We start from the raw sequence: 26,433 nt of genomic DNA on the forward strand, positions 1-26,433 counted from the left end.
CGGCGGGACGCAGTGGTTCCCGGACACGCTCACCGCACTGATGGCACAGACCGCCAACGACGCGCCAGATCACTCCGTCAGGCACTTCGCCATGCTCGGTGACGGCGCCCTGATCGGCGGCTGCCTCGCCCACCCCGCACCGGTGGCCGCCGCCCTTCCTGCACGGCGCCGCAGACCTGGTCCGGGCCCGCGCCGGGCGCTCCTGACGGCGGCGCGCCTGCCATGGTCCGGCCCCGCGTAGAAATGCCGGACCATGGCAGATCACGCGGTCACAGGCCGTATACGGCGATCCTGCTGCCGTCGGTCAGGTAGATGCGGCCGTTCGTGATGACCGGCGCGGCCGTCACGCCGGCGAACGCGGGCGTGGCGATCGAGGTGCCGTCGACCGGATTCAGCACATGCACGCGGTCGCCCGGCACCGTCACGTAGAGCACGCCGCCGGCGATGATCGGCTTGAGCGGCGCCGCTGGGAACGACCTCGTCCAGAACACCGGCCGGGCCGCGGTCACGTCGAACGCGCTGACGCCGTGACTGACGCCGTTGCTCCACGCCGTGTACGCCCGGGTCGGGGTCACCGTGACGTGCCTCGCCGCGATGTTCGACGCGATCGCGGTCGCCGCGCCGGTGGACGCGTCGACGATGTACACGCCCGCGCCCCAGGCGGCGTAGAACCTGGTGCCGGCGTCGTCCGCCGCGAGGGCGGCGTACTCCGGCCCGTCGACGGTGGCGACGACAGCGCCGGTGACCAGATCACGGACCTGGCTGCGGTCCTGCCGCGCGGAACGCAGCAGGACCCTGCCGTTCGACACGACCGGAGCGGCAGTGGAGTGGGAGACGTCCTCCCAGACCTTCCCCAGGTCGCTCTGCCGCAGCACCTCGGTGAAGAATCCCCGCTGGCCGCTCCACAGCGTCACCGCGACGTGGCCCCGGTCGGCGGTGATGTCCTGGATCGCGCCGTAGTTGACCGGGGCCGCCTCGGCGATCTTCGCACCGGTCGCGGTGTTCAGCGTCACGAGCGACACGTAGGAGCCGCCCGGGGCGCCGGGGATGTTGTCCCAGCCGGCGATCAGCACACCGTCCTCGAACGCGAGCCGGACGACCGAGCCGACGTTCGGCGGGGTCGGGTACGCGTACGCCCAGAGTTCCTCCCCGGTGCTCTCGCTGAACGCGAAGATGCCCCGCTGGTCGGCGGCGAAGATGCGGCCCTGGGCCAGCACCGGCGCGCCGATGTCGGTGCTTCCCGCCCGCAGCGACGCCTTCTCGGTCACCCGCCCGACCGTCGAGAGCAGGATCGACGTCTCGTGCTGACTGAAGCCGCTGTTGCCCACGGTGTAGCCGGGCGTAGGCCACCAGCCCTCGGTGGCTGCCCGCGCCGCCCCCGGGGTCAACCCGACGACGGCCACGCCCGCGGCTCCGGCCAGCAGCGTCCTTCTCGAAACCTGATTCATGATCATCTCTCCCCGCGAATGTCCCGGCCCCCGGGAGGATAACGACGCCCTGCCACCACAAAGGACCTGAGTCCCACGGTGAGTGTGACGGCCAGGCGGGGCAGGGATAAATCGAGGGCGGCGCCATCCCGCCTGCCTGGGTCGCGCAACTCCCCCGAAGGCCGGTGTCATGGGGCGCCAGAGCCCGACAGTCGTTGCCGCGTTCGCCCTTGATGTCGCAGGACCGCCGGCGGCGACACGAAGTCCCATCGAGGCTACTTGGCGTAGCGGACGCGCTACTAATTGTACATTTCCGCCGGTAAGGCCTTTTTGCGACAGACGGGAATGCTATGTCGACTCTGCCCCGACCTCGGTCCACGCTCGCTGTATTGGGCTGCGCGCTAACGGCGCTACTGATCGCGCCCGCACCACCGGCGGCAGCCCGCCCCCATGCAGCCACCGCGCACCCGGCCGCGACGGCCCGTGCGGCCGCGTCGCCGTGCGTCAGCCCCGGGTCGGACAACTATCCGGTCGACTACTACTGGAAGAACGCCTTCGGCATGCGGCTGGGCAGTGGTTCGGTCGCGGTCACCACCTCCGCGCCCTTGTGGGGCGGAAGGATCGCACCGGGGAGCGCCTTCACCCTCACCCTCGCGCACCGCACCGCGCAGTGGCCGCTGCTGGTGCGTACCTACACCACCACCTGGGACCTGTCCTCCCTGCTGGCACAGGCCGACATCGTCGGCCAGTCCGGCGCCGGCACCATCAGCGGCAGCACCCTGTCGATCACCTCACCCGGCAGTAAGACCGACCCGGCCGCCAAGACCATCACCTTCCAGGTCCGGCAGGGCACCGCCGGAAACAGCATGACCATCCGGCCCACCGGAATCAGCAGCGTCATCGCCGCCCCCGGCCAGCTCGGCAACAACAGCGCTGCCGCCCCGATCCAGATCGTCGCCGGCCAGTCCATCGCCCCCACCCGGGCCGTTGACGACATCGCCACCAGCCAGGGCAAAGCCGTCAGCGTGCCGGTGCTGGCCAACGACATCGCCACCGCACCGGCGATCAGCACCATCACCCAGCCCGCCAACGGGTACGCGTCGGTCTCCGGCTCCAACGTCATCTACACCCCGGGCCCGGGCTTCGTCGGCACCGACACCTTCACCTACACCGTCACCACCGCCTGCGGCACCAGCACCGCCCAGGTCACCGTCACCGTCCCCTGCACTGACACACCCATCCGCCTGACCAACGGCAGCTTCGAGGCACCGTCCGGGACCGGCGTCCAATTCCGTCCCGACGCCTCCACCGACCCGGCCATCGGCTGGCGCACCACCGACCCCAGCGGCGAACTCGAGCTCTGGAGCCACGGCGCCCTCGGCGTCCCCTCAGCCGACGGCCAGCAGTTCGCCGAACTCAACGCCTACCAACCCGCCACGCTGTATCAGGACCTGCCCACCGTCCCGGGCACACGCATGACCTGGTCGCTGTACCACCGGGGCCGATCCGGCATCGACGTGATGCACGCACTGATCGGAGCGCCCGGCGCCACCGTGGCCCAGACGCCCGCCGGGACCTCCACCCCCGACATCGCCGACGACAACACCGCCTGGCGCCAATACACCGGGGTGTACGTCGTGCCCGCCGGGCAGACCGTCACCCGCTTCGCGTTCCAATCCGTGACCACCACGGGCAACGCCCCGGCGGCCGGCAACTTCCTGGACGGGGTGACCTTCGAGACGCCGGCCTGCCCGCCCGCGTGAACACCACGAGCGACAACGAGCGCGACGTCGTCTCCGGTCACCACACGCTCGCCTGCTGAGCCATTCCTGAGTCCTCAACGCAACGACCACGGATGGCCGCCCTCCCCGGCAGGGCGGGCGGCCATCCCGCCGGTGAGACATGGATCCGCACGCGAACGATCTACGGGTCTTTCACCGCAACGCGCCCACCCGGCCAGCTGGGCGTCGATCCGGGCCTGCGGCACCTGACCGGGCTGAGCCGGGCGGCGGTTTTCGGCCGCGCCGGGAACCACCTGGGCCCCGCCCCCGGCTGAAGGACGGGCACAGGTGCGCACGGCGCCGTGGCGTGAAGCTGGCGCACCCTGGCCCGCGGGCCACTTTCCGGGCGTCGCGGTGCCGGTATTCGAGAGGCCACCGGCCGGCGGGGTTTCCTGATGCTGTCACGCGGCTCGTTCGACGGACCTTCGGCCGGACGCGTAGATGTGGGCCGCCTCGGCGACGCGGCCACCGAGGTGGCGGGCGGTGCTCAGGTCGGCGTGGTGCACCGCATCCGGGCCTTGGTCGTTCCAGCTCTGGGCGCCTGCTCCGAGGTAGAAGCCGAGCCGATTGTCGTCGTGCTCGGTGGCGACGGTCGTGTTCCAGCCCGGCAGAAGTCCGAGGCTGATCCAGTGCATGCCGTGCTGCGCGGCGAGCAGCGACAGATATTGCAGGGTGTGCAGCTTGTCCCCGCTCATGGATCCGGAGTTGGTGAATCCGGCGGCGAGCTTGTCCTGCCAGGAGCGTGCCAGCCAGGGCTTGGAGGTGGCCTCGGCGAAGGTGTGGAAGGCGCCCGACGCGCTGCCCATGTAGGTGGGGGTGCCGAAGACGATCGCGTCGGCGTTGTTGAGCGTGTTCCAGCCCTCACCTGAGATGGTGGCGACGTCTACGAGGTCGACGTCCGTCCCGTTCACGGCCGAGGCGCCGTCGGCGACGCTGTTGGCCAGTTCCCGGGTGTGGCCGTAGCCCGAGGTGTAGGCGATGGCGACTGATACGTGGGTCATGGGTTCCCCTGCTTCGGTTGTTCAGCGGGCTTCGCCTGCGGAAAAGGTCCCGGTCATGTCCGGGCACCGTTCCCCGGCGATGGCTTCGAGCTGCGCCGGCTCGTCGTTCGCCAAGATCAGCTCTGTGGCGACGATGTTCTCCAGGAGCCGCTCGCGCCGACGCTGTTTACGATGGAAACAATATTGACGTTACAACGTCAATGTCAACGTCAACGCGTTTGCGTTATCGTTGACACATGCCAGCCGTCACCAGCGAGACCACCGCCAACGAGCGCAGTGAGCAGACTGAGCGCATCCTGCGTGCCGCAGCCGCCCTGCTTCAGGAACACGGCCCGGCGGGCATCTCCACCCGGGCCGTCGCCACCGCCGCCGGGGTGCAGACGCCGACCTTGTATCGCCTGTTCGGAGACAAGGACGGCCTGCTCGACGCTCTGGCGAGCTACGGTTTCGACAGCTACCTGGCCGAGAAGAGGGCGCTGGAGCCAAGTGCGAACGCCATCGACGATGTTCGGCGCGGCTGGGACATTCACGTCGAGTTCGGGCTGCGCAATCCCGCGTTCTACGCGCTGATGTACGGCAACCTGCGCCCGGGCCGCCGCCCGGCCGCCGCCCTGGAGAACGGCGAGATCCTGCGCCGCATGCTCGAGCGGGCCCGCGAGCAGGGCCGGCTTCGTGTTCCGGTCGAGGCCGCCGCCCAGGCGATCGAGGCCACGACCACGGGGGCCGTGCTGCTGTTACTCGCGCAACCCGAGAGCAAACGCGACCCCACTCCGCTCGCCGCACTGTGCGACACGGTGATCGCCTCGATCGTCACCGACGGCGACCCGCCCGGCGACGCCCGCACGACCGTCGCCGGGCGGGCCCTGGCATTGCTGGCCGCACTCGGTGACGGCCACGGCGAGCCTGACGACGACCCTGTGGTGGGCGCCGGATTCAGCACCGCCGAGGCCGCCGTGCTACGAGAGTGGCTCGGCACGTTGACCCGGTGATTCTCGCCGGCCGGTGCCACCGACCGGCGGCGTCGCGAAGGCACGTCGGCGGACGGTGATCGCCTGCCCGCGCTCCCCCGCGCGTCACATGGTCCCGCAGACCGTCCAGGACGCCGCGTGACACGAGGCCGCGTCAGTGTGGCGATGGACCGCGGGCGTCGAGCGGGCCAGGAGGCCGATGGCGACGTCCGAGGCCTCGGCGCCCTTGTCGGACATCAGGGGCGCGACCAGGCATCACCCGTCACGATCCTTGCCCTCCGCGTCACGGTGCGTGCCGTCTGTACTGTCGGGCGTTCCTGCATCGCCGACTCCAAGAGGACCCGTGCCGAACGTCTTCCGAGCCCGCCTGGCCCTGTTCGCATCCGTGCTGTGCCTGCTCGCCGGTGGTGCCGCCGCCTGCGATCCGTCCGATGGCCGGGATGCCCGGCCGGGCGCATCCGGCGCCGGCCCGGCGCCCGGCCGGGTGGACCTGCTGGCCGGGGACTGGAGTCACGTGCCGGGCGGGACCGTCGGGCCCGGGGGCGTGCGTGTCCATGGCTTGGGACGGCAGATCGTGCTGCAGGACGGCACGGGCGGGCAACCCCATCCGCCGGTGAACCTGCGCGGCCCGCGGCTCATGGTTCGTGGCGACTTTCAGGTCGGTGCGACGGTGCACCGTGCGGCCGGCCAGACCGCGTCGCTGTACTTGTACGGTGAGGTGCCGATCGTCTACGACGAGTGGCTTCAGAACCGGCGGGGCCTGCGAGTTTCGGTCTCGGAACGCGAGCTGAGCCTGGCCGTCTGGGACGGCGGTTCCGCCGCGCCGGTTGAGGACCGCACCGCGTCGGTCACGTCGCCCGCCACGGTCACCGTCACTGTCGAACGGCACGGCGGCGACCTGGTGCTGTCCGCCGGCGACACCCGCGTGTCCGTCCCCGATCCGGGGGTGTTCGACGCCGGTTCTGTCACGTTCGGGGTCGACGCCGTGCCCGGCGCACCGGATTGGACCCTGGCAGCGCTGGAGGCGACGGCGCGTGACGACGGCGGCGTCGCGGTCCGTGACACTCCGATGGCGGGGCAGTCGGCCAAGCCCTCGGACTCCCTGCGTGCCCTGGCGGAGGCCACCGGCCGCCGGCTGTCGATCGGGGCCGCGATGGCGGCCGAACCGCTTGTCAGCGACGACGGCTACCGCGCCCTCGCCGCCACCCAGTTCTCGATGCTCACCACCGAGAACGCCCTCAAGCCCCAGTTCGTACACCCGATGCCGGACACATACGATTTCACGGAGGGTGACCTGCTGGCTGACTTCGCGGCTGCCAACCACATGCAGGTGCACGCGCACACCCTGGTCTTCGGGGAGGCCAACCCGCCCTGGATGCGGCAGACAGCCCTCGCCGACCGGGAACGCGTGATGACTGACCATGTCAAAACCGTCGCCGGTCACTACCGTGGCCGGGTCGCGGCGTGGGACGTCGTCAACGAACCATTGTCGCCGGACGACGACGGACCCGACGGCGCCCCCGGTCTGCGCGAGCACCTGTGGCAGGAAGCGATGGGCGAGTCGTACATCGACAAGGCGTTCACCGCCGCCCGCGCTGCCGACCCCGAGGCGAAGCTGTACCTCAACGAGTTCGGCGCCGAGGCCGACGGCCCCCGCTGGGACGCCCTGTACGACCTGGTCGTCCGCCTCAAGGAGCGTGGAGTGCCCATCGACGGGGTCGGCTTCCAGAGCCACATCCACGAAGCCGGTGATCACATCGACCCCGAGGTGCTCCGGTCCCACATCGCCGATCTGGCCGAACTCGGCCTGTCCGCGCGCATCTCCGAGATCGACGTCTACGGCGAATCGCCGCGCGTCCAGGCCGACCAGTTCGCCGGCGTGCTCGGTGCCTGCCTGTCCGAGCCGGCCTGCACCTCGTTCAGCACCTGGGGCATCACCGATCGGTACGGCTCCACCGCCGAACACGACAGCTATCCGCTCGAACCCGGCGACGAACTGCCGTGGGACCAGCGACTACACCCGAAGCCCGCCGTAGCCGCCCTGCGGGACACCCTACGAGCCGCCCGCTGAGCGGACGTCCGATTCCAGGATCGGCCGGTCGTGCTGATGACCGCGAGGTCGTGGTGGGTGGTCGACAAGTCGATCTCACGTGAGAGCTCTGCTGCAGCGCCGCTTCGGCCCCGGCCCTTCCCCGCCACACCGCGACAGGCCGGGCGGACTCGGCGAGGTCGAGTGCGCCCGGCGCGGCCGGGTCAGGCCCTGATAGCCGGGGAGGACAGACCGCACCTGACGATCTTGTCGGCGACGGTGCCGCTCGCACCCGACTCGTACGTGCACGCTCTGAACTGGAACTCCGAGCCCTCGATGAAGTTCATGTTGCAGCTGCCGACGGCATGCTCTCCTCGCTTCTCCACGCAGGCACCGCGGCGGTACAGCGCGCCGTTGACGAAGTTCTGCCAGACGATGGCGGCCGAATGGCCGTCCGCCGCGAGGTCCGCGACGCTGATGTGGTCACCGTTCGCCTTGAAGCACCCGGACGCCGCACCGGTGAGATCCTGGCAGTCATTGGTGATCTCGTTGTACCAGGTGCCGGAGGCGATGGTCTCGACCCAGGCGGGCGCCGCGGTGGCAGGGAGCTGGCCGACGGTCACCGCCACGGCGAGGCCGGCCATGACGGAGGCGAGCATCATCTTGATCTTCAAGTGAACTCCAGGAGATAGCGGAAACGGTACGGCCGACAGGTACCGGCGTCGACGACGGTCAAACTACCGACGCCCCGCACACTCCTCATACATCGATAAAAATCGTTCAACTGGCATCAAAGAACGAGACCCGCCAACGCCAGGCCCACATCTGCGCGGTACGGCCGCGAGCGCACGACAGTCACCGACGATGATCTTTCGTGGGCGGCGGATCGCGGACTCCCAGTCATCGCGGTGGCGAACTGGGCCTCGTGACGTCCGCGCTCCCCACGACCTCTTCGGCGCGGACGGCGGTGCCGCGGATGTATGGCGGCTGTACGGGGGATCTCTAACGTCCTGCCATCATTACTCATCAGCAGGAAGGCACTTCAGGTGAGAGTACGAACGATCCTGGCGGGTCTGGCCACAGCCGTCATGGCAGTCAGCGGCGCGGTCATCGCCTCGCCCGCCTCGGCGGCGGCCACGATCACGGTCATCGAGGACACCGCGCAGGGCACGGGTGTCGGGCAGGTCGCGTTCTCGTCCGGCTGGAGCAACTGCTCGGGTAACTGCGGCGTGGCCGCGGACAACAGCTTCCGGTGGACCTCCACTGCCGGTTCGACGGCCACCATCCGATTCATCGGCTCGCAGATCACGCTCTACGGCATGAAGGAGCCGTGGGCGAACATCGCGACGGTGGCGATCGACGGCCGCGCGGCGACGGACGTGGACTTCTACGCCGCCACCTCCACCGTCGAGACCGTCGACGTGTACAACTCCCCCACGCTTGCGGAGGGCACGCACACGCTCGTGCTGACCATGACCAGCCGGCGCAACCCCGCGTCGGCCGGCGGCTCGGCGATCACCTTCGACAGCGCCGTGGTCAGTGGCGACGACGCCCCGGCGAGCGCGAACCGCTCGGGCCTGCCCTGGTCCGACGGCGGCTACTTCAGTCACAGCGGCGTCGAGGCCAAGGCGTTCCAGGAGTGGCGCGGCCGCCCCGTCGACAACATCGTCTCGTTCACCGACCGCAAAAACTGGGGCGCCCAGCTCAACACCTGGTGGGCCGGCACCGTGCCGAGCACGTTCGAGAAGGCCACCGACGACTTCATCCTGTCGGTGCCGCTGTGGACGGACGACAACGACAAGGGCACCGACGCGCAGTGGAAGCAGCTGGCCGCCTCGATCGCGGCTGTCGACCCCGACGGCTACGTACGGCTCGGCTGGGAGATGAACTGCTGCTTCTCCCACGCCCGTGACGCGGCGTCCTGGCGGGCGCAGTACTCCCGCGCGGTCGACCTGATCCGTAGCACCGCCCCGGGCCTGAAGATCGTGTTCAACCCTAACGAAGGCACAAGTAACAACAACACGATCGCCGACCCGCGCACGCTGTACGTGGACGGCAAGGCCGACGTGATCGCCATCGACTCCTACGACTGGTGGGAGCCGTTCACCAACGACGCGAACGCGAACAACCACTTCACAAAGACCTACGGCTGGAACTTCTGGTACGACTTCGCCCGCTCGAAGGGGCTGCCCTTCGCCGTGGCCGAGTTCGGTGTCATCTCCACCAACACCGCGGAGCACCACTCCGGTGGCGACAACCCGAAGTACTTCACCTATGTCTACGACTGGCTGAAGGCCAAGAACGCCGCGAACCCCGGCTCGATCGAGTTCGTGTCGTACTTCAACGACTCCGAGGTGAACGGGTGGAAGTCCAACCTCTACCCGACTACTACGAACCCCACCTCGGGCGTGCGCTACAAGCAGGTGCTGAGCGCCGCGGTTCAGTGAGCCACGCCGGCCTGCGCCAGCAGTGAGCAGGTCAGCTCGGCGGCCTGCGTGAGCCCCATCTCGCGGAAGCCGGCTTCGGCGGCGGTCAGCAACGGGACCGCCGCCGCGGGCCGGCCCTCCACCAGCTCGATCCGCCCGGCCACGCGCCGGGCCGACGCGACACCCCACCGGTGCCCGAGCCGTGTCGCCCTCACCAGGCACCGTGCGGCGATGGGCCGGGCATGCTCGCTCGAGCCCAGATCCACGTACGCATCGGCCAGCACGATCTCGGCCATGGTCAGTTGCATATCGTCCCGCAACTCCGTGTAGGCGAGCACGGCCGCCCTCGCATGCCGGACGGCGGCCGCGGGCTGCTGCTGTGACCGGTAGCCCGCCGCGAGGAAGGTGTGCACCTCCGCGCCGCCCCACGTCTCCTGGGTCGCCTCGAAGATCTTCAGGGCCCGGCCGAGCGCCGCCGTCTCCTCCTCCGGCGATGAGCTGATCGGCCGCCGGAACGCGAGGTGGACGTAGCCGGTCGCGGGCGTGCCATCGAGCACTGGCAACAGCGCCGCGGCCCGGCCGTAGGCGGCGAGCGCCTCGTCCAGCCGCCCCAGTTGCCGCGCGGCGACGCACCAGGCGACCGCGGCCTGTGCCATCCCGGACGCGTCGTGCAACGCGTGGAACATGTCGTAGGACCGGCGCAACTGGGGCAACGCGGTCCGGTTGTCGTCGCGGAACCGGTGCAGGTTGCCCAGGCTCAACGTCAGCAGCGCGGCGGTGGCGGGGGGCAGGGCGGCGTCGGCCGGGATGGCGTCATGCGTGGCGGCCCAGTCGTCGGTCCGCCCGCGCAGCACGCAGAAGTTGACGGTGGCGGTCGCGAGGCGGGCGGCCAGGTCCACCCGGCCGAAGCCGACCAGAAGCGGCACGAGCGTCCGGATACCGTCCAGCTCGCGCTCGAACCACTCCACAGGCGTGTCCCCGGCTCCCGGGGCGGGTGACGCCGGCGCGGGCAGTGCCATCGGCCGGCCCGGCAGCCGCCGGTTCGCCGTCAGCGCGGCCGCCAGGTACACGTGCCCCGCCGCGTCGACGAGTTCCCCGGCGGGCGGCCCCGGCAGCTCACCGGCCGACAGCCGGACCAGGTCGTGCAGGGCGTAGCGCTGCTCACCGGCGCGGGTGAGCACCTGCGCGTCACACAGCCGCTCGGCCAGTGCGAACGCCTCCGGTTCGCCGAGCCCGGTCAGTGCCGCGGGCAGCCACGGCGCGAACGACCGCATCGGCAGCAGGCTCATCGTCCGCAGCAGGGCGAGCGCGGCCGGCTCCAGCCGGCGGTAACTGACCGCGAGACTGGCACGAATGTCGAGGTCACCGACCGTCAGCCGATCGAGGCGCTGGTGCTCGTCGGACAGCCGTGCGACGAGTTGTCCCAGCGCCGGCCCCGGCAGCGATGCGGAGCGGATGCCGACCGCGCGGATGCCCAGCGGTAATCCGCCGCACATCTGTGCGAGGACGGCGGCGGCCTCGGGCTCGGCGGCCACGGCGTCGCTTCCGGCGATCCGCTCGAGCAGTGCCACCCCGGCATCGGTGCCGAGCGGCCGCAGCTGCAGCAGATGTGCTCCCGGCACTGTCAGCAACGCCCGGCTGGTCACCAGCAGCGCGCTGCCCGGCCCCGGCATAAGCTGCCGCACCTGGCCGGCCTCGGCCGCGTTGTCGGCCAAGATCAGCACCCGGCGCCCGGTGAGCAGCGACCTGAGCTGGTCGGCGCGCTCCTGCGTGTCGTGGGGCAGGCTCTCCCCGGGTACGCCCATCGCGCGCAGGAACCGTCCGAGCACCTGATCCAGTGGCGTCGCCGTGCCGTCCGTGCGCTGCAGGTCGGCATAGAGGCACCCGTCCGGGAACAGCTCCGCCACCTCGTGCGCGACCCGGACCGCCAGCGTGCTCTTGCCGACGCCCGCCATGCCCCCGACCACTACCGTCAGCCCCGCACCCGGTACTGGTTCCTGCCGCTGCCGGCGCAGCAGCGTCGCCAGGTGCGCGATCTCCGGTTCGCGCCCCACGAAGTCCGCCACCGCCGGCGGTAACTGGAACGGTGCCACGAAACCGTCCGGCTGGCTCGGCCCGGCGTTCAACAGCCGCCGGTCACGGCGCAGCACGGACTGGTGGATCGCCGCCAGTTCCGGGCCGGGGGCGATGCCCAACTCCGCGGCGAGCACCGCCCGCGCCTCCTGGTACGCCACCAGCGCCGCGGCCGCGTCGCCACCCCGGTAGAGCGCGAGCACAAGCAGGCTGCGGAGCCGTTCCCGCAGAGGGTACCGGTACACCATCTCTCTCAGCAGGGCCTGCGCCGCGGCCGGGTCGCCGTCCTGCAGCAGCAACTCGCTGTGCAGCTCGACCGCCGCGAGATAGTCGTCCTCCGTCGCGGCCGCCCTCGCCTGCAGTACCGGCCCGGTCGACTCGCCCGCGAACGGCGGCCCGCGCCACAGCCGCAGCGCGGCCGCCAAGCTCTCCCGCGCCGCCACCGGCTGTTTCGTCGCGGCGGCCCGCCCGGCGGCGACGAGCGCGGTGAACTCGGCCAGGTCGAACTCGCCCGCCCGCACCTCGAAGCGGTAGCCGCCCGTACCGGAGCTGATCCGCCCGGGGAACAGCGTGCGCAGCCGGGACAGGTAGGTGCGGATGTTGGCCACGGCGGAGGCGGGCGGTTGCTGCGGCCACAACTCGTCCACCAGAACGCCGAGCGGCACCGGGCGGTTGCCGGCGGTCAGCAGCAGCAAGGCGACCAGCCGAGGCTTGGCGGCGACGAGCGGCACCGGGAACTCGGTCGCACCAAGCACCCGGAACAGCACGCCCCACCCTAGCCCCGGTGGTCAGCCGGCTTGTGGTGTCCAGTCCTTAAAGGAGGTTCAGCTCACACGCTGCGGCCATTCCCGGCGCCGGCTCCGAGGTGATCGCGACCCGGCCCGAACGGACCAGACGATCGAACGCCCGGCGCCGCCGGTACCGCGTCCGGGCGACGTTAAGAGCCGTGCCCAGCAGCCAGAGCCCGGGGCCCGCGGTACCTCTACCGCGTCACTGCGGCCTGACTGCGGCGAGGATCTCGGCGAGACGGCGGTGACCGGCGGGGGTCAGGCCGACGCCGGCCGCGTCGCCGAGCACGGCGCGGGCCTCCGGGGGCAGGTCCTCGCTCTCGCCGACGGTGATCCAGCCGTTGGCGACGGCCTCCGCGACGAACGCGAGCACCTGTTCCTGCCTGCCGTCCGCGTCGGCCGTGGCGCTCACCGGCGCGGAGCCGCTGTCCGGGCCGGCGGCGTCCGCGAACACCAGCCGGCTCAGGTCCTCCGCGGCGACCTGCCGGGGACGGCCCGGCGGGAGCACCGGCGCGACGGCGCGGAAGACCCGCCGGACCGCGTCGCCGTGGTAGTCGCGCGGGTCGTCGGTGGCCACCAGCAGCAGTCCCCCGCCGTCGACGGCGATGACCCGGGCGAACGCGGCGGGGTCGACCCGGGCCGCGAGCGCCGGCGGGCAGTAGGTGGCCCAGTCGTAGCCGCGCAGGTGGGTGCCGGCCTCGTCCGCGGAGACCTCGGTGGCGCGGCCGAGCGCGATGTCGAGCGCGGTGGCCGGCGGCAGCACCCGGGCGTTCGCGACGATCTCCCCGTAGGCGGCGTCGTGCGCGCCGAGGAACCCGGCGAACAGGTCGAGCAGCGCGGGCGTGACCGTGGTGATCGGCCGGCCGGGAGCCATGCCGACGGTGAGCCCGCAGAGCGTGTGGCCGCCGAACCGGGTGACCTCCGCGTCGGCGTCGGCGACGGCGACGGCGCGGCCGCCGGGGATCTCCCAGAACGTCCGGCGGCCGACGGTCTCCTCGGTGGGCGCCCAAGGCCGCAGCCACTCCCTGATGCGCGAAAGCCAGGACTCGGCCGGCGCGCCGGGGAGTTGCGCCCAGGCGACCGCGAACTCCGGCTCCTGCTCGCCGTCGAGAACCCAGTCGGGAACGGTGGTCACGACGCACTCCTCCTCGGGGCCGGTTCGCCTCGACGGTACCGCGCCGTCCGGGAACGGACGGCGCGGTACCGCCCGGTCAAGCGAGCGCCGGGTTGAAGATGCACAGCAGGATGCATCCGATGATCGCGATTCCGCCCACGATGACCTCGCCGACGACGGTCGCGGCGTCCTCGTCGACCTGGATGTCCGGCTCCCAGCCGCCCTTCGGCGTGTTCGGCTGGGTGGCGCCGCCGGGCGGTACGGGCTGCGGGACCGTCCGGGGTTGCGGTTCCGGCTGGGCCTTCGGCACCGGTTGCGGCTGGGTCTTCGGCTCGGCGACCGGTCTGCCCTTCGGCGGGTCCGGCTTCTTCGACGGGTTCTCGGCGTAGAAGATCACGCCCGGATTCCGCTTCTCGCTCCAGACCCGGATGGTCTTGCCGTCGCCGGTGGGCACGGTCGGGACCGTGGGCAGCCACGGACCGGGCATCACCTTCTGCGGCAGGCCCTGCTTGACCAGGTCCTCCTGGAGTCGTGCGATGTAGTTGTCCAGGTCCTCGGGGCCGTGCTTGCGGCCGTATCCGTTGGCGGGCTTGACCTCCCACACGTAGACCACGTCCTTGCCCCACCAGATGATGTCGGCGGCGCCGTCGCCCCGTTTCTCCAGCGGCCGGTCCTTGTGGTCCTGCCGGGCCTTGGGAATCGTGTTGTTCTTGCTGCTGCCGATGTCGACGGTGACCTTGCCGCCGCCCAGTCCGTGCATCCGGAACAGGGTGAAGGCGAGGATCATCGCGGCGATGGCGATCAGCGCGAGGTTGTGCGGCGAGTCGAGGCGCGACTTACGGCCGGGGTCGTCCTCGGGCGGGGGCCGCATCCCGGTCGGGTCGCTCAGCGTGACCGGGCTGTTGCCGGCGTACGCGTACCCGTTGAGCTGGTTGAGCTCGGTGTAGTCGGTGACCGGGTCGTCGGAGATGAACCGGCCGAGCGACGGGTCGTATTCGCGGGCGCCCAGGTGGGTCAGGCCGCTGACGTCCTGGAACCCGCCGACGAAGCCGCGCCGGGTCGGCCAGGTCGCCGGGGCGGTCCCGCGTGTCTCACCGAACGGCGACGTCCGGCGCACGGTGGTCGCGCCGGTGGTCGCGTCGATCGAGATCAGGCCGGTGCCCTGGTGGTCGGCGGCCAGGAAGGTGACGCCGGTGACCGATCGGACCGCGACGACCTGACCGCCGAAGCTGTAGTAGCGGGTGCCGTCGACGACCTTGGTGGCCGTGTTCAGCCGCAGCTCCATGCCGGGCAGGAACAGTGTGGTCGCGCCCGGCTCCTTGCTGAGCAGCCGCTCCCCGTCCGGGGTGTAGACGTAGCTGGTCGTCCTGCCGCCGTCGGTGACCGACTCCAGGTGGCCGTCGGCCGTCCAGTTCAGCGTCTGCTTCGTACCGTCGGCGAGGTCTCGGGTCCGGGTGTTGCCCGTGGTGTCGTAGGAGTAGGTGGCGAGCGTCTGGCCGGCCGAGGTGACCGACCGGACCGTGTGTGGCTGCGCGTCGGCGTAGACGTAATCGCGGGTGACGCCGTCGACGGTCTGGCTGGCCCGGTTGCCCGAGGCGTCGTAGGTGTACGAGTGGTGGTAGGCCGCCACGCCGCCGACCCCGGTCGCCGCCGGGCCACCCGCGCACGGGTCCTCGGCCGTGGACGGCGACGTCCACGCCTCGGTCAGCCGGCGCGCGCCGTCCTGGGTGAAGCACTGCACGTCACGGGTGCCGTCGATCGGGGTGTCCGCGATGGACAGCACGTTGCCGGCGGCGTCGTAGGAGTAGTGGGCGTCCCGGGCGAGCACGCCGACGTCCTGGCGCTTGACCTCCTGGCGGGTGAGCCGGTTGGTTCCCGTCTCGAACGTGTTGGAGATCCAGGCCTTCTTGCCGCCGGTGTTCAGCTCGACCCGCAGTAGCGACCCGGTCCTGCCGTAGTCGGTGCCGGTGACGTAGGTCTTGACGCCCTCCAGCGCGGTCGGCCGCTCCAGCGCGTCGTAGGTGTAGGCGAGGCCCTCGGCGGGCAGGCCACCGGCGGCCGGCATACCGAGCCCGGACATGGTGCCGTCCCGGTTGTAGCTGTTGCTGAACTCGTACGTGGTGGCCAGCTCGGCGCCGGCGTCGTCGGGGATGACGTACCGGGTGCGTTCCGGCCGGTAGAAGGCGTCCCGGTTGGTGTAGACGACGCCGTAGCCCTTGCCGTTGACGAACCGGGCAGAGGAGTACAGCTGTCCCTTGTACGCCGTGTCATAGGTGTTCTGGGTCAGCCGCGTGCCGGCCGTGCTGGTGCCCTCGTAAGTGGCGGTCACCCGGCCCGCGTCGTCGTAGGTGGTGAACACCTTCCGCGTGCGCGAGTCGGTGGTGAGCGTGACCCGGTCCAGGTCGTCGTACGCGTACGACGTGGTGCCCGAGTCCGGGTCGTAGCTCTCGATCTTCCGGCCGCGCTGGTCGTACGTGGCCGTCCAGGTGTCCCCGGCCGGGTCGGTCACCGCGTCCAGCTGCCCGGACGGCGTGTAGTGGTACTTCGTGCGGTGCGCGCCGTCGATCACCTCGACGGCCTGGCCCTTGGCGTCAAGCAGCGACGTCCTGGTGGCCGCGCCCTGCGGCGGATCGACGGTGACCCGGTCGCCGCCGTAGCTGGTCACCGTGCGCCAGCGCTCGAGGCCGGCGACCAGGAAGATCTCGTTGGTCTGCCGCCCGGCCCCGTCGTAGAGGAACATCTGGTTGCCGAGGATGTCGCCGCTGTCGGTGCCGAGGATCCGGTCGTCTGGCGCACCGGCCGCGTAGTAGGCGTCGTTTGCCTGCATGACCAGGCCGAGCCCGTTGTAGTAGGTGTCGGTGACGAGCCGGCCGGCCTCCGGTCCCGGCGCCTGGCTCTGCCGCAGTCGCAGGTGCCCGTCGTAGAGGTCGAACGACTCCACGTACGTGCCGTCGGTCTCCACGTTCTCGGTCTTGACCGTGACGCCGACGTCCTTGCGGTGCAGGTAGGTGTACTTCACCGACGGGCTGATCCCGGCCGCCTTGGACCGGTCCGCGAGCCAGACCGCGGTCCGCCGGCCGAGCGGATCGTAGGTCAGGTCGGTGCGCTGCTTGTTCACGTCGATCCGCGCGGTGACCAGGCCCCACGCGGGCGCGAACTCGGTGGAGCTGTCCTGGCCGAGGAGGTTGAACTCCTTCTGCCCGGTCTGGAGCCCGTACGTGTCCGTGTACTCGGTCCGGGAGGTCTTGCCGAGCGTGTTGGTCAGGCTCAGCTGCCGCCCGTACGTGTCGTAGGTCGACTCGTTGACCATCTGATACGTGCCGGTGGTCCCGTTGTGCGACGTGAGCCGTTCCACCTTCGACGGCTCGCCCTCGACAGGTGCGGCCCCGAGCGCGAGCTTGTCGTAGTAGGTCCGCTCGTCCTTGACCACCTGGGTGCGGCGGTCCGGGGTGGCGGCGCACTTCACCGACACCACCTCGGTGCGGTAGAGCAGCTTGTCCGGCCCGCTGCCCGCGTCCGTGTAGTACGAGCGGGTGCACTGATCGTCGGCGTCGGTGCTGATGTCACCGAGATCGTCGACCACTGTCGCCAGGCCGTAGGTGGTGTCGTAGGTGGTGCTCTGCTTCGTCTCCCGCCAGCCGCCGGCCGCGAGCGCGGTAAGCGTCCGGGACGAGGCCGGGCGCACGATCGAGGCGGTTCTCGACCCCCACGAGCCGGTTTCGGTACGGGTGACGTGGCGCCACACGTCGGTGATGCTCTTGGTGACCACCTTCGACCCGTCGTAGACGGTCTTCTCCAGGTCGGTCGGGTTGACCCCGTCCGGGTCGGCGTGCGACCCGCCGGTGGAGTCCTCGATGCTGGCGCCCATGCCCCGGTAGTAGACGGTGTCGGTGCGTGACGGCATCGCCTGTCCGTCACCGCGCCGCTCCCGCACGGTCTGGTATCCGCGCCAATCGCTCCAGGTCAGGTACTTGTTCGGGGAGATCCCGTCGGCCTTGGCCTTGGCCCAGCCGGCGTCGCCGAGGTACTCGTACCGGGTGACCATGTCCTTGCCCTTGGCGACCAGGTCCGTCTCGATCAGCTCCGAGACCACGTACTTGTGGAACCAGTCGACGACCGGCTCCTCGTCGCTGGCGTTCGGGTGCCACTTGACCGGGAAGCACCGGCGGGTGCTCTCGCCCTCCTTGGGCAGGTCGCCCGCGGCGCAGTCGGCGTCGGCGTAGTGCACGTCGAGCTGAGCGCCGGCGTCGGTCTGCACGGTGGTGAGCCGGAACCGGATCAGGGCGGAGATGTTGTCGCCGGGCTTGTCGACCCGGTTCGGCAGCTGGGCGCCGAGCAGCCGCACGTTCGGCAGGTCCGCGGTGTCACCGACCAGGCCCCGGTGGTCGATGTCGCGCAGCCACAGGCTCCGGCTGCCGTCGCCGTTGTCGGTGAAGATCTGGGTGAGCGTCCACCTGTCGACCGGGGACCAGTCGGTCGCGCCCCGGATCTGGGTGGTGACTGTGGTCAGCCGCTTGCGGGTCCAGAAGGTGGGTGAGTTCTGCTCGATCTTGCACTTGGCGCCGGACGCGCAGTTGCGGTCCCAGGGCACGTCCGGCCAGTGCGCGGCGGTGGAGTCCTTGAGGTTGCCGGGCGCGCAGTCGAAGCCGTCGTCCTCGATGCATCGCTCGGTGGTGCCGAACACGACCCGGCCGGGGGCGTTCGTGGTGTAGACGGCCTTGTGCCGCTGGCCGTAGTCGATGCGCTTGAGCACGCCGCCGCGGTGGTAGGACGTACCCTCGACGTCGGTCTTGCCGCTGCGGGCGTAGTAGTTGGTCTCCCGGTCGTAGAAGTACGAGATGACGTTGTCGTGCGGGTCGCGGACGTAGTCGAGGTTCCACCGCCAGCCCTGCCGGCACCAGGCGTCGGCGAACGTGGCCTTGTAGCAGGGCTCGGCGGAGTCGTCACCGAAGACCGGCGTCGACCAGACCGAGTTCGTCTCGTCCTTGCCCGTGCTCCACCCGTCGAGCCGGTTGAGCCCGAAGCTGTAGATCGTCCCGTCCGGCGTGGTGACCTCGAAGTACTCGCCGTCGTTGTCGCCGTTGGTGGCGCCGGTCCGCCGGGTGACCTTGGTGCCGTCGTCGTCGGTGAGCCGCCACACGTCGTCGCTGTCGCGGACCAGCTCGTGGGAGCGGCCGCCGAGCGAGATGGTCAGGTTGTCGCGCGCCCAGCACAGGTCGCCGGACTTGTCGTGGCCGTCGTCCTTGCAGGCCCGGTACTGCCGCTCGACGTAGCCGGGCTCGTAGGTGAAACCCTCACCGATCCAGGAACCCTGGTTGTTCGTCGCGGCGGTCCGCCCGTCCACGGCCTGCGACGAGTAGGAGAGCTCGACCTGCGGTTCCAGCCCGCCCGGCACCGGCGGCACCCGCATCGGGTACGACCAGCTCAGCGCCCCCGACGAGCCCGCGACCGTCCAGCTGGACGACGCGGTCGGGGTGGTCGCCGAGTAGTCACCGGCCGCCGAGGAGTCACCCGCGGCCAGCGCGAGGACCGCACCGGCGGAGGAGACCCGGGCGGTGAGCGTGCCCGCCTCGGTGTCGTTGACCGCGTCGATCTCGGTCGTGCCCGACATCAGCCGCAGCCGGGAACCGTAGCCGCCGCCGTAGGACGCGGCCAGGTCGCGGTAGTCGAAGGAGACCTCTGTGGAGTGCGCGGCCGAAGCCGCGACCCGGTCGGCCCGGTCCTCCACCTCGGACGACGCCGGGGTCAGCCGGATGACCGATCCGCCGGTCACCTCCGCCCGCAGCGGTGCGCCCTCGCCGACCGACAACCGCAGCCCGCCGAACCGCGACGGTTCCGCGCCCGGCCGCAGCGTGGCCCGCCCCGGCGAGACCGGCGTGTGCGCGGGTGCCCCGGTCAGCGCCGCCGCCGAGGCCGCGTCGGAGGCACGCCCGGCGGACGGGTTGACCCGCGAGCCGTGCACGACCGGCGCATCGGCGGGCAGCGCGCCCGGACCGGGGTCGCGCACGGCCGCCGAGGCCGGGCTCTGCACCACAGCGGTCAGCCCGGCCACCGTCATGACGACGGACAGCAGGCCCGCGAGCCACCGGCGGGCGCCGGCGCGCAGCATCACATAACAGCCGAAGAGCATCGAAGTTCCCTACAGCTCGGGCTGCTCGGAGAGCAGCGCCATCCGGGTGATCGCCGCGTCGCCCGCGACACCTGCATAGACACGCACGTCGTCGACGACACCGGCGAAGTGCTCGCGGTACGCGCCGCCGACCAGCTGACGGCCGACCTGCAACGGCCCGGCGGCCTTCCACGGCTTCGGGTAGTCGGCGACCGCGTTCAGCGCCAGCTGGCCGTTGACGTAGAGCTTCGCCTCGTTGGTGAAGGCGTTGTAGACGTAGGTCAGATGGGTGCCGGAGAACGTCGGCTCGACCGCCACCTGATCATCGATCACATGGGTGATCTGCCCACCGGCGGCGTCCGCGGCCGGCAGCGACACCTCCCAGCGGCCGTCGGCGCAGCGGATCGCGAACCCGGCGGCCTTGCTGCCCGACTGCGACAGCACTGTCATCGGCGCGTCCGGGGTGGCGGCCAGCCGCACCCGCAGCGACACAGTGAAGCTGCCGTCGGTGGCCGCGATCGGACCGGCCGTGGCCGCGTAGTCGTCGATGCCGTCGAGCACCAGGTGCCCGGTGCCGACCAGGGCCGGCTCGCCGAACGGGTCGTCGAGCACTGCCACCGTGGCCCCGCCCGCGAGGGTGAGGTCCTGTCCGCCGTCGTACTCGGGCGCCTCGGCGCCGGCGACCTCGTTCAGCGGCCAGTACGCGAGCCGGACCGGCAGCAGCTTCGCCATCTCGGTGGCCTCCTTCGCCTGGATCAGCCGGGGGATCACCGCCACGTTCGCCACGTCACCGGTCCAGAACCCGGTGTATCCGGTCTTGGCGTAGGCGCGGCCGATCTGCACCGGGCCGCGCGCCCTCCACTCGGAGCGGCGCGCCGCCGGCGTGGACGCCTTGCCGTTGACGTAGATCGTCAGCGTGTGCTTGACCGAGTCGAACACCGCCGCCAGATGCGTCCACCGGCCGATCTCCGGCGCGTCGGCCGCGGTCACCTTCCACTCGCCGAGCGAGTCCACGTCGGTGACCGGGACGGCGAACGCCCACTTCTTCTCCGCCGCCCGGTAGCCGAGCGTGAATCCGGGCTCGCCGCTGCCGTCCAGGCTGACCGCGACCGCGTCCCTGGTGGCGTCGGTCAGCCGCACCCAGGCGGCGACCGAGAATCCCTGCGACGTGTCGATCATCCCGCCGGACGCGGTGGCCAGGTAGCCGGACGCGGTGCCGTCCAGGCGGACCGCCCGGTCGCGCACGCACTCGTCGCCGGTGCCCTGGCAGCCGGGGCCGGGCACGCCGAACGCCGCACCCGGGCCGGGCAGCGCGGGACGGTCACCCCGGCTGTCCGCGGCCGGTCCGCCGGCCGGGTCGTCCATGCTCCACTCGCCGGACGCGTTGACGGTGGCGACAGAGAAGTGGCACTCGGCGACCGCGCTCGGGTTGTTCGCCTTGTCGTACCCCTTCACGGTGATCCGGCGCGGCCCGTCGGTGTCCGGCAGCCACTGAATGCTGACCGGCCCACCGGCCGCGGTCGGGGTCAGGACGTTCGCGGGGCTGGGGTCGGAGTTGAATCCGTACTCGTAGCGGACCGTGTCGGCGGAAGGCGCGTCGAACGTGAACGTGCCGTAGGTGCCCATCGAGCCCCGGTCGGCCGCCTCCTCCGCGCAGTCGCTCGTGGTCTCACCCGCGTCCGCGGGCAGGTACTCCGGCGAGTCGATGTCCGGCGCGGGCGGGATGGTGGCGTCGTAGACGAACTGGCAGGCGGTCTGCGTATCACCCTCGTAGCTCCACGGCCCCCACCCGGTCCCGTCGCTGGCGCGCACCTGCCAGGTGATCACCGTGTTCTGCGGGATGCCGCTGAGCGTGTACTGGATCGTCGTACCGCTGGCCTTCTTCCCTGTGGTGAAGGTCTTCAGCACCTGTGTGCCGCCGGCCGGGGTCCAGTAGACCTGGATCTCGCCGTGCACGCTCTCGGTCCGGCCCGCCGAGGGCGCGTGGTCCGGATCCCGGAAGATCATGTAGAGGGTCGGGGGCTTGTTCACGTACGGCCGGCTCGCACCGGACACGCACGAGCCGCCCGGGTTCATGGTCAGCTCGGACTGCTTCGGCTGCACAGGTGCCCGGTTGTAGTTGACCGACAGGATCGCGTTGCCGCAGAAGCGCTTCCAGGCGTGGTACTCGCCCTCGTCCTGCGCCTTGAGCCCGAACGTGGTCGTCGACTTGTTGTTCGTCACCGCGTACTTGACCGCGTCGGTGGCGTTGAACCCGACGTTCTGGTTCGTCGACGTGCACGAACCCTGGGTGCCCTTCGGCGACTTGGTCTCCAGCACGTCCGCGACCGACGGCTTGTTGCTCCAGGTGGTGCCGGAGCTGATCGTGGACCCGCCGCGGAACAGCTGCACCGGCTGCGCCGAACTGTCGTAGGTGTGCGTCATCGTGACCCGGAACTCGGCGCTCAGGATCGTCTTCCCGGCGTACGGCGTCGGCAGCGCGTAGTAGACCCGCTTGATCCCGACGCCGTTGCACCAGCCGGAGGAGACCGGGCACTCGCCGACGCCCTCGTCGTCCTTGAACTTCCAGTACTTCTCGGACGGGTAGCCGCTGGCCACCATCGCCCAGCCGCTGTTGGTGGTCGACTGCCAGACCGGGTCGACGTACACCGGCCAGCGGGTGGCGGGGCTGGTCAGCATGGCCGCGTCGGGCGTCAGCGCGATGCTGTCCCCGTCGACGGCCACGTCCACGCCGGCGACCGTCGACGTCTCCGAGGGCTCGGTCGACACCACCACCGCGGCGGCGGTACGCGCGGCGGGCGCGGCCTGCCCGGAGTCCCACATGATCGGCGCGGCCGCCTCGAGCACCGCGTCACCGGTGGCCGGGTCGACCGCGGCCAGCCCGCCCTCGGCGTTCTCCGACACGGTCAGGTTCTCGGTGTCCAGCCCGAACTCGAGCGTGGCGAGATCCGGGTTCGCGGCCGCCTCCGGAGTCTTGATCACCAGGACGTGCGAGAAACCGGTGACCTGCGCGTCAAGCACCAGATCGACGCCGGGCAGCACCTCGGCGTAGGTGGCCTTCGCCCCGTGCAGCACGGGTGCGGGCAGGTCGCCCGGCCAGTCAAGCGTCATCTGCCGACCGGCCCGCTCCACCGAGATCAGCGGTTCGGCGCCGCCCCGGGAGATCCGCATGCCGATCGTGGCCGCCTTCGGGCCGATCGACCCGTCCTCGCCGACGGTAAGTGTCGCGTCGACCGGGACCCAGCTGCCGCCCTTCGCCACCCGCACCGGTTCGGCGTGGTCGACGGAGGTGGTGGTGCCGTCCGCGTTCGCGTAGACCTCACGCGACTCGGTCCGCAGCGCGCCGATCTCGACCCGGGCGCCGATCGCCACCGCGTGGGCGAGCGCCTCCGGCTCGGTCTGCCGCATCGGCTCGGCCGACGTCAGGTCCAGGGCGGGCGGCGCCGCCGGTGGTGGCGCGGCCTCCGGCTCCCAGGTCACCGCGGAGCCGGCCAGCACACCGGCCAGACCGGCGGCCAGGCCGATGTGCCGCAGCCAGCCCTTCGTCCGTCTCGGATCGTCCACCGTCGGCCACTCCCCCGTCGTACCCTCGCGAAAGCTCTTGATCTTTGACATGGCCGCGTCAGCCGATCGACGTGCCGAAGGCGGCACCGGACGGCGACGACCAGACCGGCCCGGCGGACAGGTCGGGCCAGGCCAGCGCCCGCACCTGACCGTCCCCGTACGGGCTGCCCAGGTAGAGATGGCCCGGTGAGCCGCCGAGCGACAGGCCGAGCAATTCGCCGGCGACCGGCGCACGATCCACCACGACCGCGGTACGCATCGGTGCGAGCCAGTCGACGACGCGCACCCGCCCCGCGTCCGGTGCGCCGCCGGTGTCCTCACCCGGGCTTCCGACGGCCGCCATCACGGTCCCGTCGCCGGACGCGGACGCGAAGACCCGCTCACCGAAGTAGTCGCCCTCGGCCTGCCCGCCGTCGGCGAACAGGTTGCTCCAGCCCGCGTCGCTGAGCAGGAACCGGTGCACCATCCCGGCGTCGTCCACCTCGCCCACGTCCTCGCCCGGCGCGCCGACGATCAGCAGCGTCTCCGGCCCGGCCGCGAACTTCGCCATCGACACCGACTTGCCGAAGGTGTCGTTCGGCTCGGCCGCGTCCATCGCCGCGTTCTGATCCAGGCTGGCCAGCAACGTCGGCTTGCCGGAGGTCAGCGCGTGCGTGTAGGTCTGCACCGCGCCGGCGAACTGGTTCGTGCCGATCGCCTCACCCGGCGAGCCGATCGCGAAGAACCCGGGCGCCGCGGCGAGCGAGTAGCCGAGCCGGTCGTCGTTCTCCGCCGCGCCCGGGACGCCGGCGCCCGCGTAGAGCGTCACGCCGGTGGTGCCGCGCCGGTAGTGGACGAGGCCCGCGTCGACGCCGGTGCCGATGTCCTCACCCGGCACGCCGACCAGCAGCGCCGCCTCTCCGGTGGTGGTCTGGGTGGCGGCGAGGGAGTAACCGAACCAGTCGCCGGCCTCCACGGTCTCGGTGAAGCCCGCGGTGCCCTGGTCGTACCAGAGACCGGCCGGGCCGCGGCCCAGCCCCGCCGGGGAACCGAGCATCAGCACCACGCCCCCGGCCTCGGCGACCGTGCCGATCGCCTCGTAGGGCGCGCCGACCGCCAGGTCGCTGCACCCGTCCCGATTCGCGTCGTAGGTGGCGAGCGAGAACCCGAACTGGTCGTTGGTCTCCGCGCCGCCGGGCACCTCCTCCAGGTTCTGGTGCAGCACCGACACCGTGCCGGTGCCGCCGTAGGTGACCGTCACCCGCCCGGCCCGCGCCACACCGTCCACTGTGGCCAGCGGGTCACCGATCGCGGTGTCCCGGACGCCGTCACCGTTGTAGTCGTGGTCCATGCCGGGTGTGCACCCGGCGACCGGCGGCACCGTCACGTACGTGGTCATCTCGCACCACGACGTCCACACCGCGCTGTTCGCCACGCCGTCGGAGGCCCGCACCCGCCAGGAGTAGGTGCCGCCGTCGATGAACTGCCCGGCGGGCACCGTCACTGTCGCCGTGCCGCCGGACGCCGTGCCCGCCACGGTCAGCCCGCCCAGCTTCGCGGCGCCGCCGGTGACCCACCATTCGAACTCGACGGACATCGCGGTGCCGTCCGCGTCCGTCACTGTCGCCTTCAGCTGCGGGGTGAGCGAGTTGACGAGCGGGCGGCCGGCGCCGGTGACGCAGCTCGTGGCCGGCACCGTCGCCCGCGCGGTCACCGTCGGCCAGGCGTTGTAGGTGACTGTCGCGTACGGCACCCGCGTGGTGTCGGTGTCCCAGTCCCGCGACCGGAACTGCTTGAATCCCGCGGGTACGGTCTCGTCCGTGGCCCGGATGCCCATGTGCGCGGTCGTCTGCTTGGCGGTGGCCGCCTTCTGGAAGAACGAGGCGCCGCTGATCGTCGCCCAGCCGTCCGCGCAGTCCGTCGAGCCCTTGGTGACCGTCGAGGTCGCCTCCTTCGCCGACCAGGCCGGCTGGCTCGTGTAGCGGGTCGACGCGGACGCCGCGCCGGTCGTCCAGATCTCCCACGACGTGGCCGTGCAGGTGTGCGACCACCAGTTGTAGAAGTAGACGGTCGAGGAGTTGATCTGCTTGCCGGACAGGACCGCGGTGTTCCAGGAGACGAACGAGCGGGCAAGCGTCGGCGGCGTCGTGGCCAGCAGGCCGATCTGCAGCTCGCCGGTGGAACTCTGGTCTGCGGTGATCTTGTCCCGGACCCAGGTGTCGAACGTGGTCAGCGCCGGGTTCAGCGTCGGGTCGAGCGTCACCGGGAACTCGGTGGACGCGTCGCCGAGCCACCCGGCGTCCGGCTCCAGCACCAGGTCCACACCGCGGTCGCGGGCGGTGACGGTGGTCCGGATCGGGGCGATCCGGTCGTGCACGCCGCCGGCCACCGTGCCCGCGTCCCACATCGACGGCGCGGGCACTGTCGCCAGCGTCTCGCCGCCGGCACCGGTCAGTGTCAGGGTTCCGGCCGCGTCGGTGCGGTGCCCGGCGATGCCCGGCCCGGTCAGCGTCAACGGCACCCGCCGCACGCGCTCCAGCGCGGCGCGGTCCTTGACGATCAGCGACTCGCCGAACGCCGCATCGGTGGCGGTCACCACCAGGTCGACGCCGGGCAGCACCTCGGGGTAGGTGGCGGTGGCACCGGCCAGGACCGGCTCGGGCAGCGCGCCGTCCCAGCCGAGCGCGATGCGCCCGTCGCCGGTGCCGGAAGCCGCCAGCTCGTGCTGTCCGGCCGGTCGTGCACCGGAGATAACCAGGTCGCCGGGGTGGGCGCCGGGCGCGGCCCCGGTCTCGGTGCGCGCGAGGGTGAGGTCGAGCGGGACCCAGCCGGCGCCCCGGCGCACCCGGGCGATGCCGGCCGAGATGGTCGCCTCGAGCTGACCGTCCGGGCGGGCGAAGACCTCTGTCGTCTCCGAGGTGCGGGCATCGACACGCACCGGCTGCCCGGTGGACTTCGCCCTGTGCAGCGCGGCCGTCTCGGCGGCGAGCATCGGGTCGGCCGGCGGCGCGCCGGGCTCGCGGGTCACGACGGCGACCGCTGTCGCGGCGGTCAGCACGGCCAGCCCCGCGATCGTCGCCGTCCAGGCCGGACGATGACGAACGCCTGTAATAAACCGATTTCCAGACACAATAGACGCCCAGCGATCACTCGCCACGCAGTCCTCCCCCGTGA

Annotated in this window: 12 protein-coding genes; 4 read left to right on the forward strand and 8 right to left on the reverse strand. The window is 71.3% G+C overall.

The window, feature by feature from the left end:
- Positions 1 to 269: 269 nt before the first annotated feature.
- On the reverse strand, positions 270 to 1,448 hold the full coding sequence (locus ACIA8K_RS29385) for a hypothetical protein (protein ID WP_396064969.1): 1,179 nt from the start codon (positions 1,446 to 1,448) through the stop codon (positions 270 to 272).
- A gap of 368 nt (positions 1,449 to 1,816) precedes the next feature.
- On the opposite strand from ACIA8K_RS29385, the gene ACIA8K_RS29390 reads away from it, so the two are divergent.
- Positions 1,817 to 3,190 carry an Ig-like domain-containing protein gene (locus ACIA8K_RS29390; RefSeq protein ID WP_396064971.1) on the forward strand — a complete coding sequence of 458 codons (1,374 nt, stop codon included), beginning with the start codon at positions 1,817 to 1,819 and terminating at the stop codon, positions 3,188 to 3,190.
- A gap of 419 nt (positions 3,191 to 3,609) precedes the next feature.
- Here ACIA8K_RS29390 and ACIA8K_RS29395 read toward each other — a convergent pair whose 3' ends face one another.
- Positions 3,610 to 4,209, reverse strand: a complete 600-nt coding sequence (locus ACIA8K_RS29395) for a flavodoxin family protein (RefSeq protein WP_396064973.1) — start codon at positions 4,207 to 4,209, stop codon at positions 3,610 to 3,612.
- A 236-nt stretch (positions 4,210 to 4,445) separates the two neighbouring features.
- Between ACIA8K_RS29395 and ACIA8K_RS29400 the strand changes: the two genes are divergently transcribed.
- Positions 4,446 to 5,198 carry a TetR/AcrR family transcriptional regulator gene (locus tag ACIA8K_RS29400; RefSeq protein ID WP_396064975.1) on the forward strand — a complete coding sequence of 251 codons (753 nt, stop codon included), beginning with the start codon at positions 4,446 to 4,448 and terminating at the stop codon, positions 5,196 to 5,198.
- A 322-nt stretch (positions 5,199 to 5,520) separates the two neighbouring features.
- Complete coding sequence (locus tag ACIA8K_RS29405) at positions 5,521 to 7,248, forward strand: endo-1,4-beta-xylanase (protein ID WP_396064977.1); 1,728 nt, start codon at positions 5,521 to 5,523, stop codon at positions 7,246 to 7,248.
- A 182-nt stretch (positions 7,249 to 7,430) separates the two neighbouring features.
- On the opposite strand, the gene ACIA8K_RS29410 is transcribed toward ACIA8K_RS29405, so the two are convergent.
- The gene (locus tag ACIA8K_RS29410; protein WP_396064979.1) at positions 7,431 to 7,880 is read right to left on the reverse strand and encodes a hypothetical protein; all 450 of its coding nucleotides are present in this window, start codon (positions 7,878 to 7,880) and stop codon (positions 7,431 to 7,433) included.
- Positions 7,881 to 8,252: 372 nt separating this feature from the next.
- Between ACIA8K_RS29410 and ACIA8K_RS29415 the strand changes: the two genes are divergently transcribed.
- Positions 8,253 to 9,653: a hypothetical protein gene (locus ACIA8K_RS29415; protein WP_396064981.1), complete on the forward strand. Its 1,401-nt coding sequence runs from the start codon at positions 8,253 to 8,255 to the stop codon at positions 9,651 to 9,653.
- On the opposite strand, the gene ACIA8K_RS29420 is transcribed toward ACIA8K_RS29415, so the two are convergent.
- From ACIA8K_RS29420 to ACIA8K_RS29440, 5 genes are all read right to left on the reverse strand, one after another.
- On the reverse strand, positions 9,647 to 12,472 hold the full coding sequence (locus ACIA8K_RS29420; protein ID WP_396064983.1) for a BTAD domain-containing putative transcriptional regulator: 2,826 nt from the start codon (positions 12,470 to 12,472) through the stop codon (positions 9,647 to 9,649). The genes ACIA8K_RS29415 and ACIA8K_RS29420 overlap by 7 nt on opposite strands.
- A 223-nt stretch (positions 12,473 to 12,695) precedes the next feature.
- Complete coding sequence (locus ACIA8K_RS29425; RefSeq protein ID WP_396064985.1) at positions 12,696 to 13,628, reverse strand: hypothetical protein; 933 nt, start codon at positions 13,626 to 13,628, stop codon at positions 12,696 to 12,698.
- Positions 13,629 to 13,704: 76 nt separating this feature from the next.
- Positions 13,705 to 19,737: an RHS repeat-associated core domain-containing protein gene (locus ACIA8K_RS29430; RefSeq protein ID WP_396064987.1), complete on the reverse strand. Its 6,033-nt coding sequence runs from the start codon at positions 19,735 to 19,737 to the stop codon at positions 13,705 to 13,707.
- A 9-nt stretch (positions 19,738 to 19,746) separates the two neighbouring features.
- On the reverse strand, positions 19,747 to 23,280 hold the full coding sequence (locus ACIA8K_RS29435; RefSeq protein WP_396064989.1) for a LamG-like jellyroll fold domain-containing protein: 3,534 nt from the start codon (positions 23,278 to 23,280) through the stop codon (positions 19,747 to 19,749).
- 58 nt (positions 23,281 to 23,338) lie between these two features.
- Positions 23,339 to 26,251, reverse strand: a complete 2,913-nt coding sequence (locus ACIA8K_RS29440) for a hypothetical protein (protein ID WP_396065114.1) — start codon at positions 26,249 to 26,251, stop codon at positions 23,339 to 23,341.
- Between the last annotated feature and the right edge of the window lie 182 nt (positions 26,252 to 26,433).

This window comes from Catenuloplanes sp. NPDC051500 (genome assembly GCF_044454585.1).
GTDB lineage: Bacteria > Actinomycetota > Actinomycetes > Mycobacteriales > Micromonosporaceae > Catenuloplanes.

Coding starts and splice junctions, on each gene's coding strand:
- ACIA8K_RS29400 (WP_396064975.1), top strand. CDS start 4,446: ATGCCAGCCGTCACCAGCGAGACCACCGCCAACGAGCGCAGTGAGCAG.
- ACIA8K_RS29440 (WP_396065114.1), bottom strand. CDS start 26,251: ATGCTCGCCGCCGAGACGGCCGCGCTGCACAGGGCGAAGTCCACCGGG.
- ACIA8K_RS29395 (WP_396064973.1), bottom strand. CDS start 4,209: ATGACCCACGTATCAGTCGCCATCGCCTACACCTCGGGCTACGGCCAC.
- ACIA8K_RS29430 (WP_396064987.1), bottom strand. CDS start 19,737: ATGCTCTTCGGCTGTTATGTGATGCTGCGCGCCGGCGCCCGCCGGTGG.
- ACIA8K_RS29385 (WP_396064969.1), bottom strand. CDS start 1,448: ATGAATCAGGTTTCGAGAAGGACGCTGCTGGCCGGAGCCGCGGGCGTG.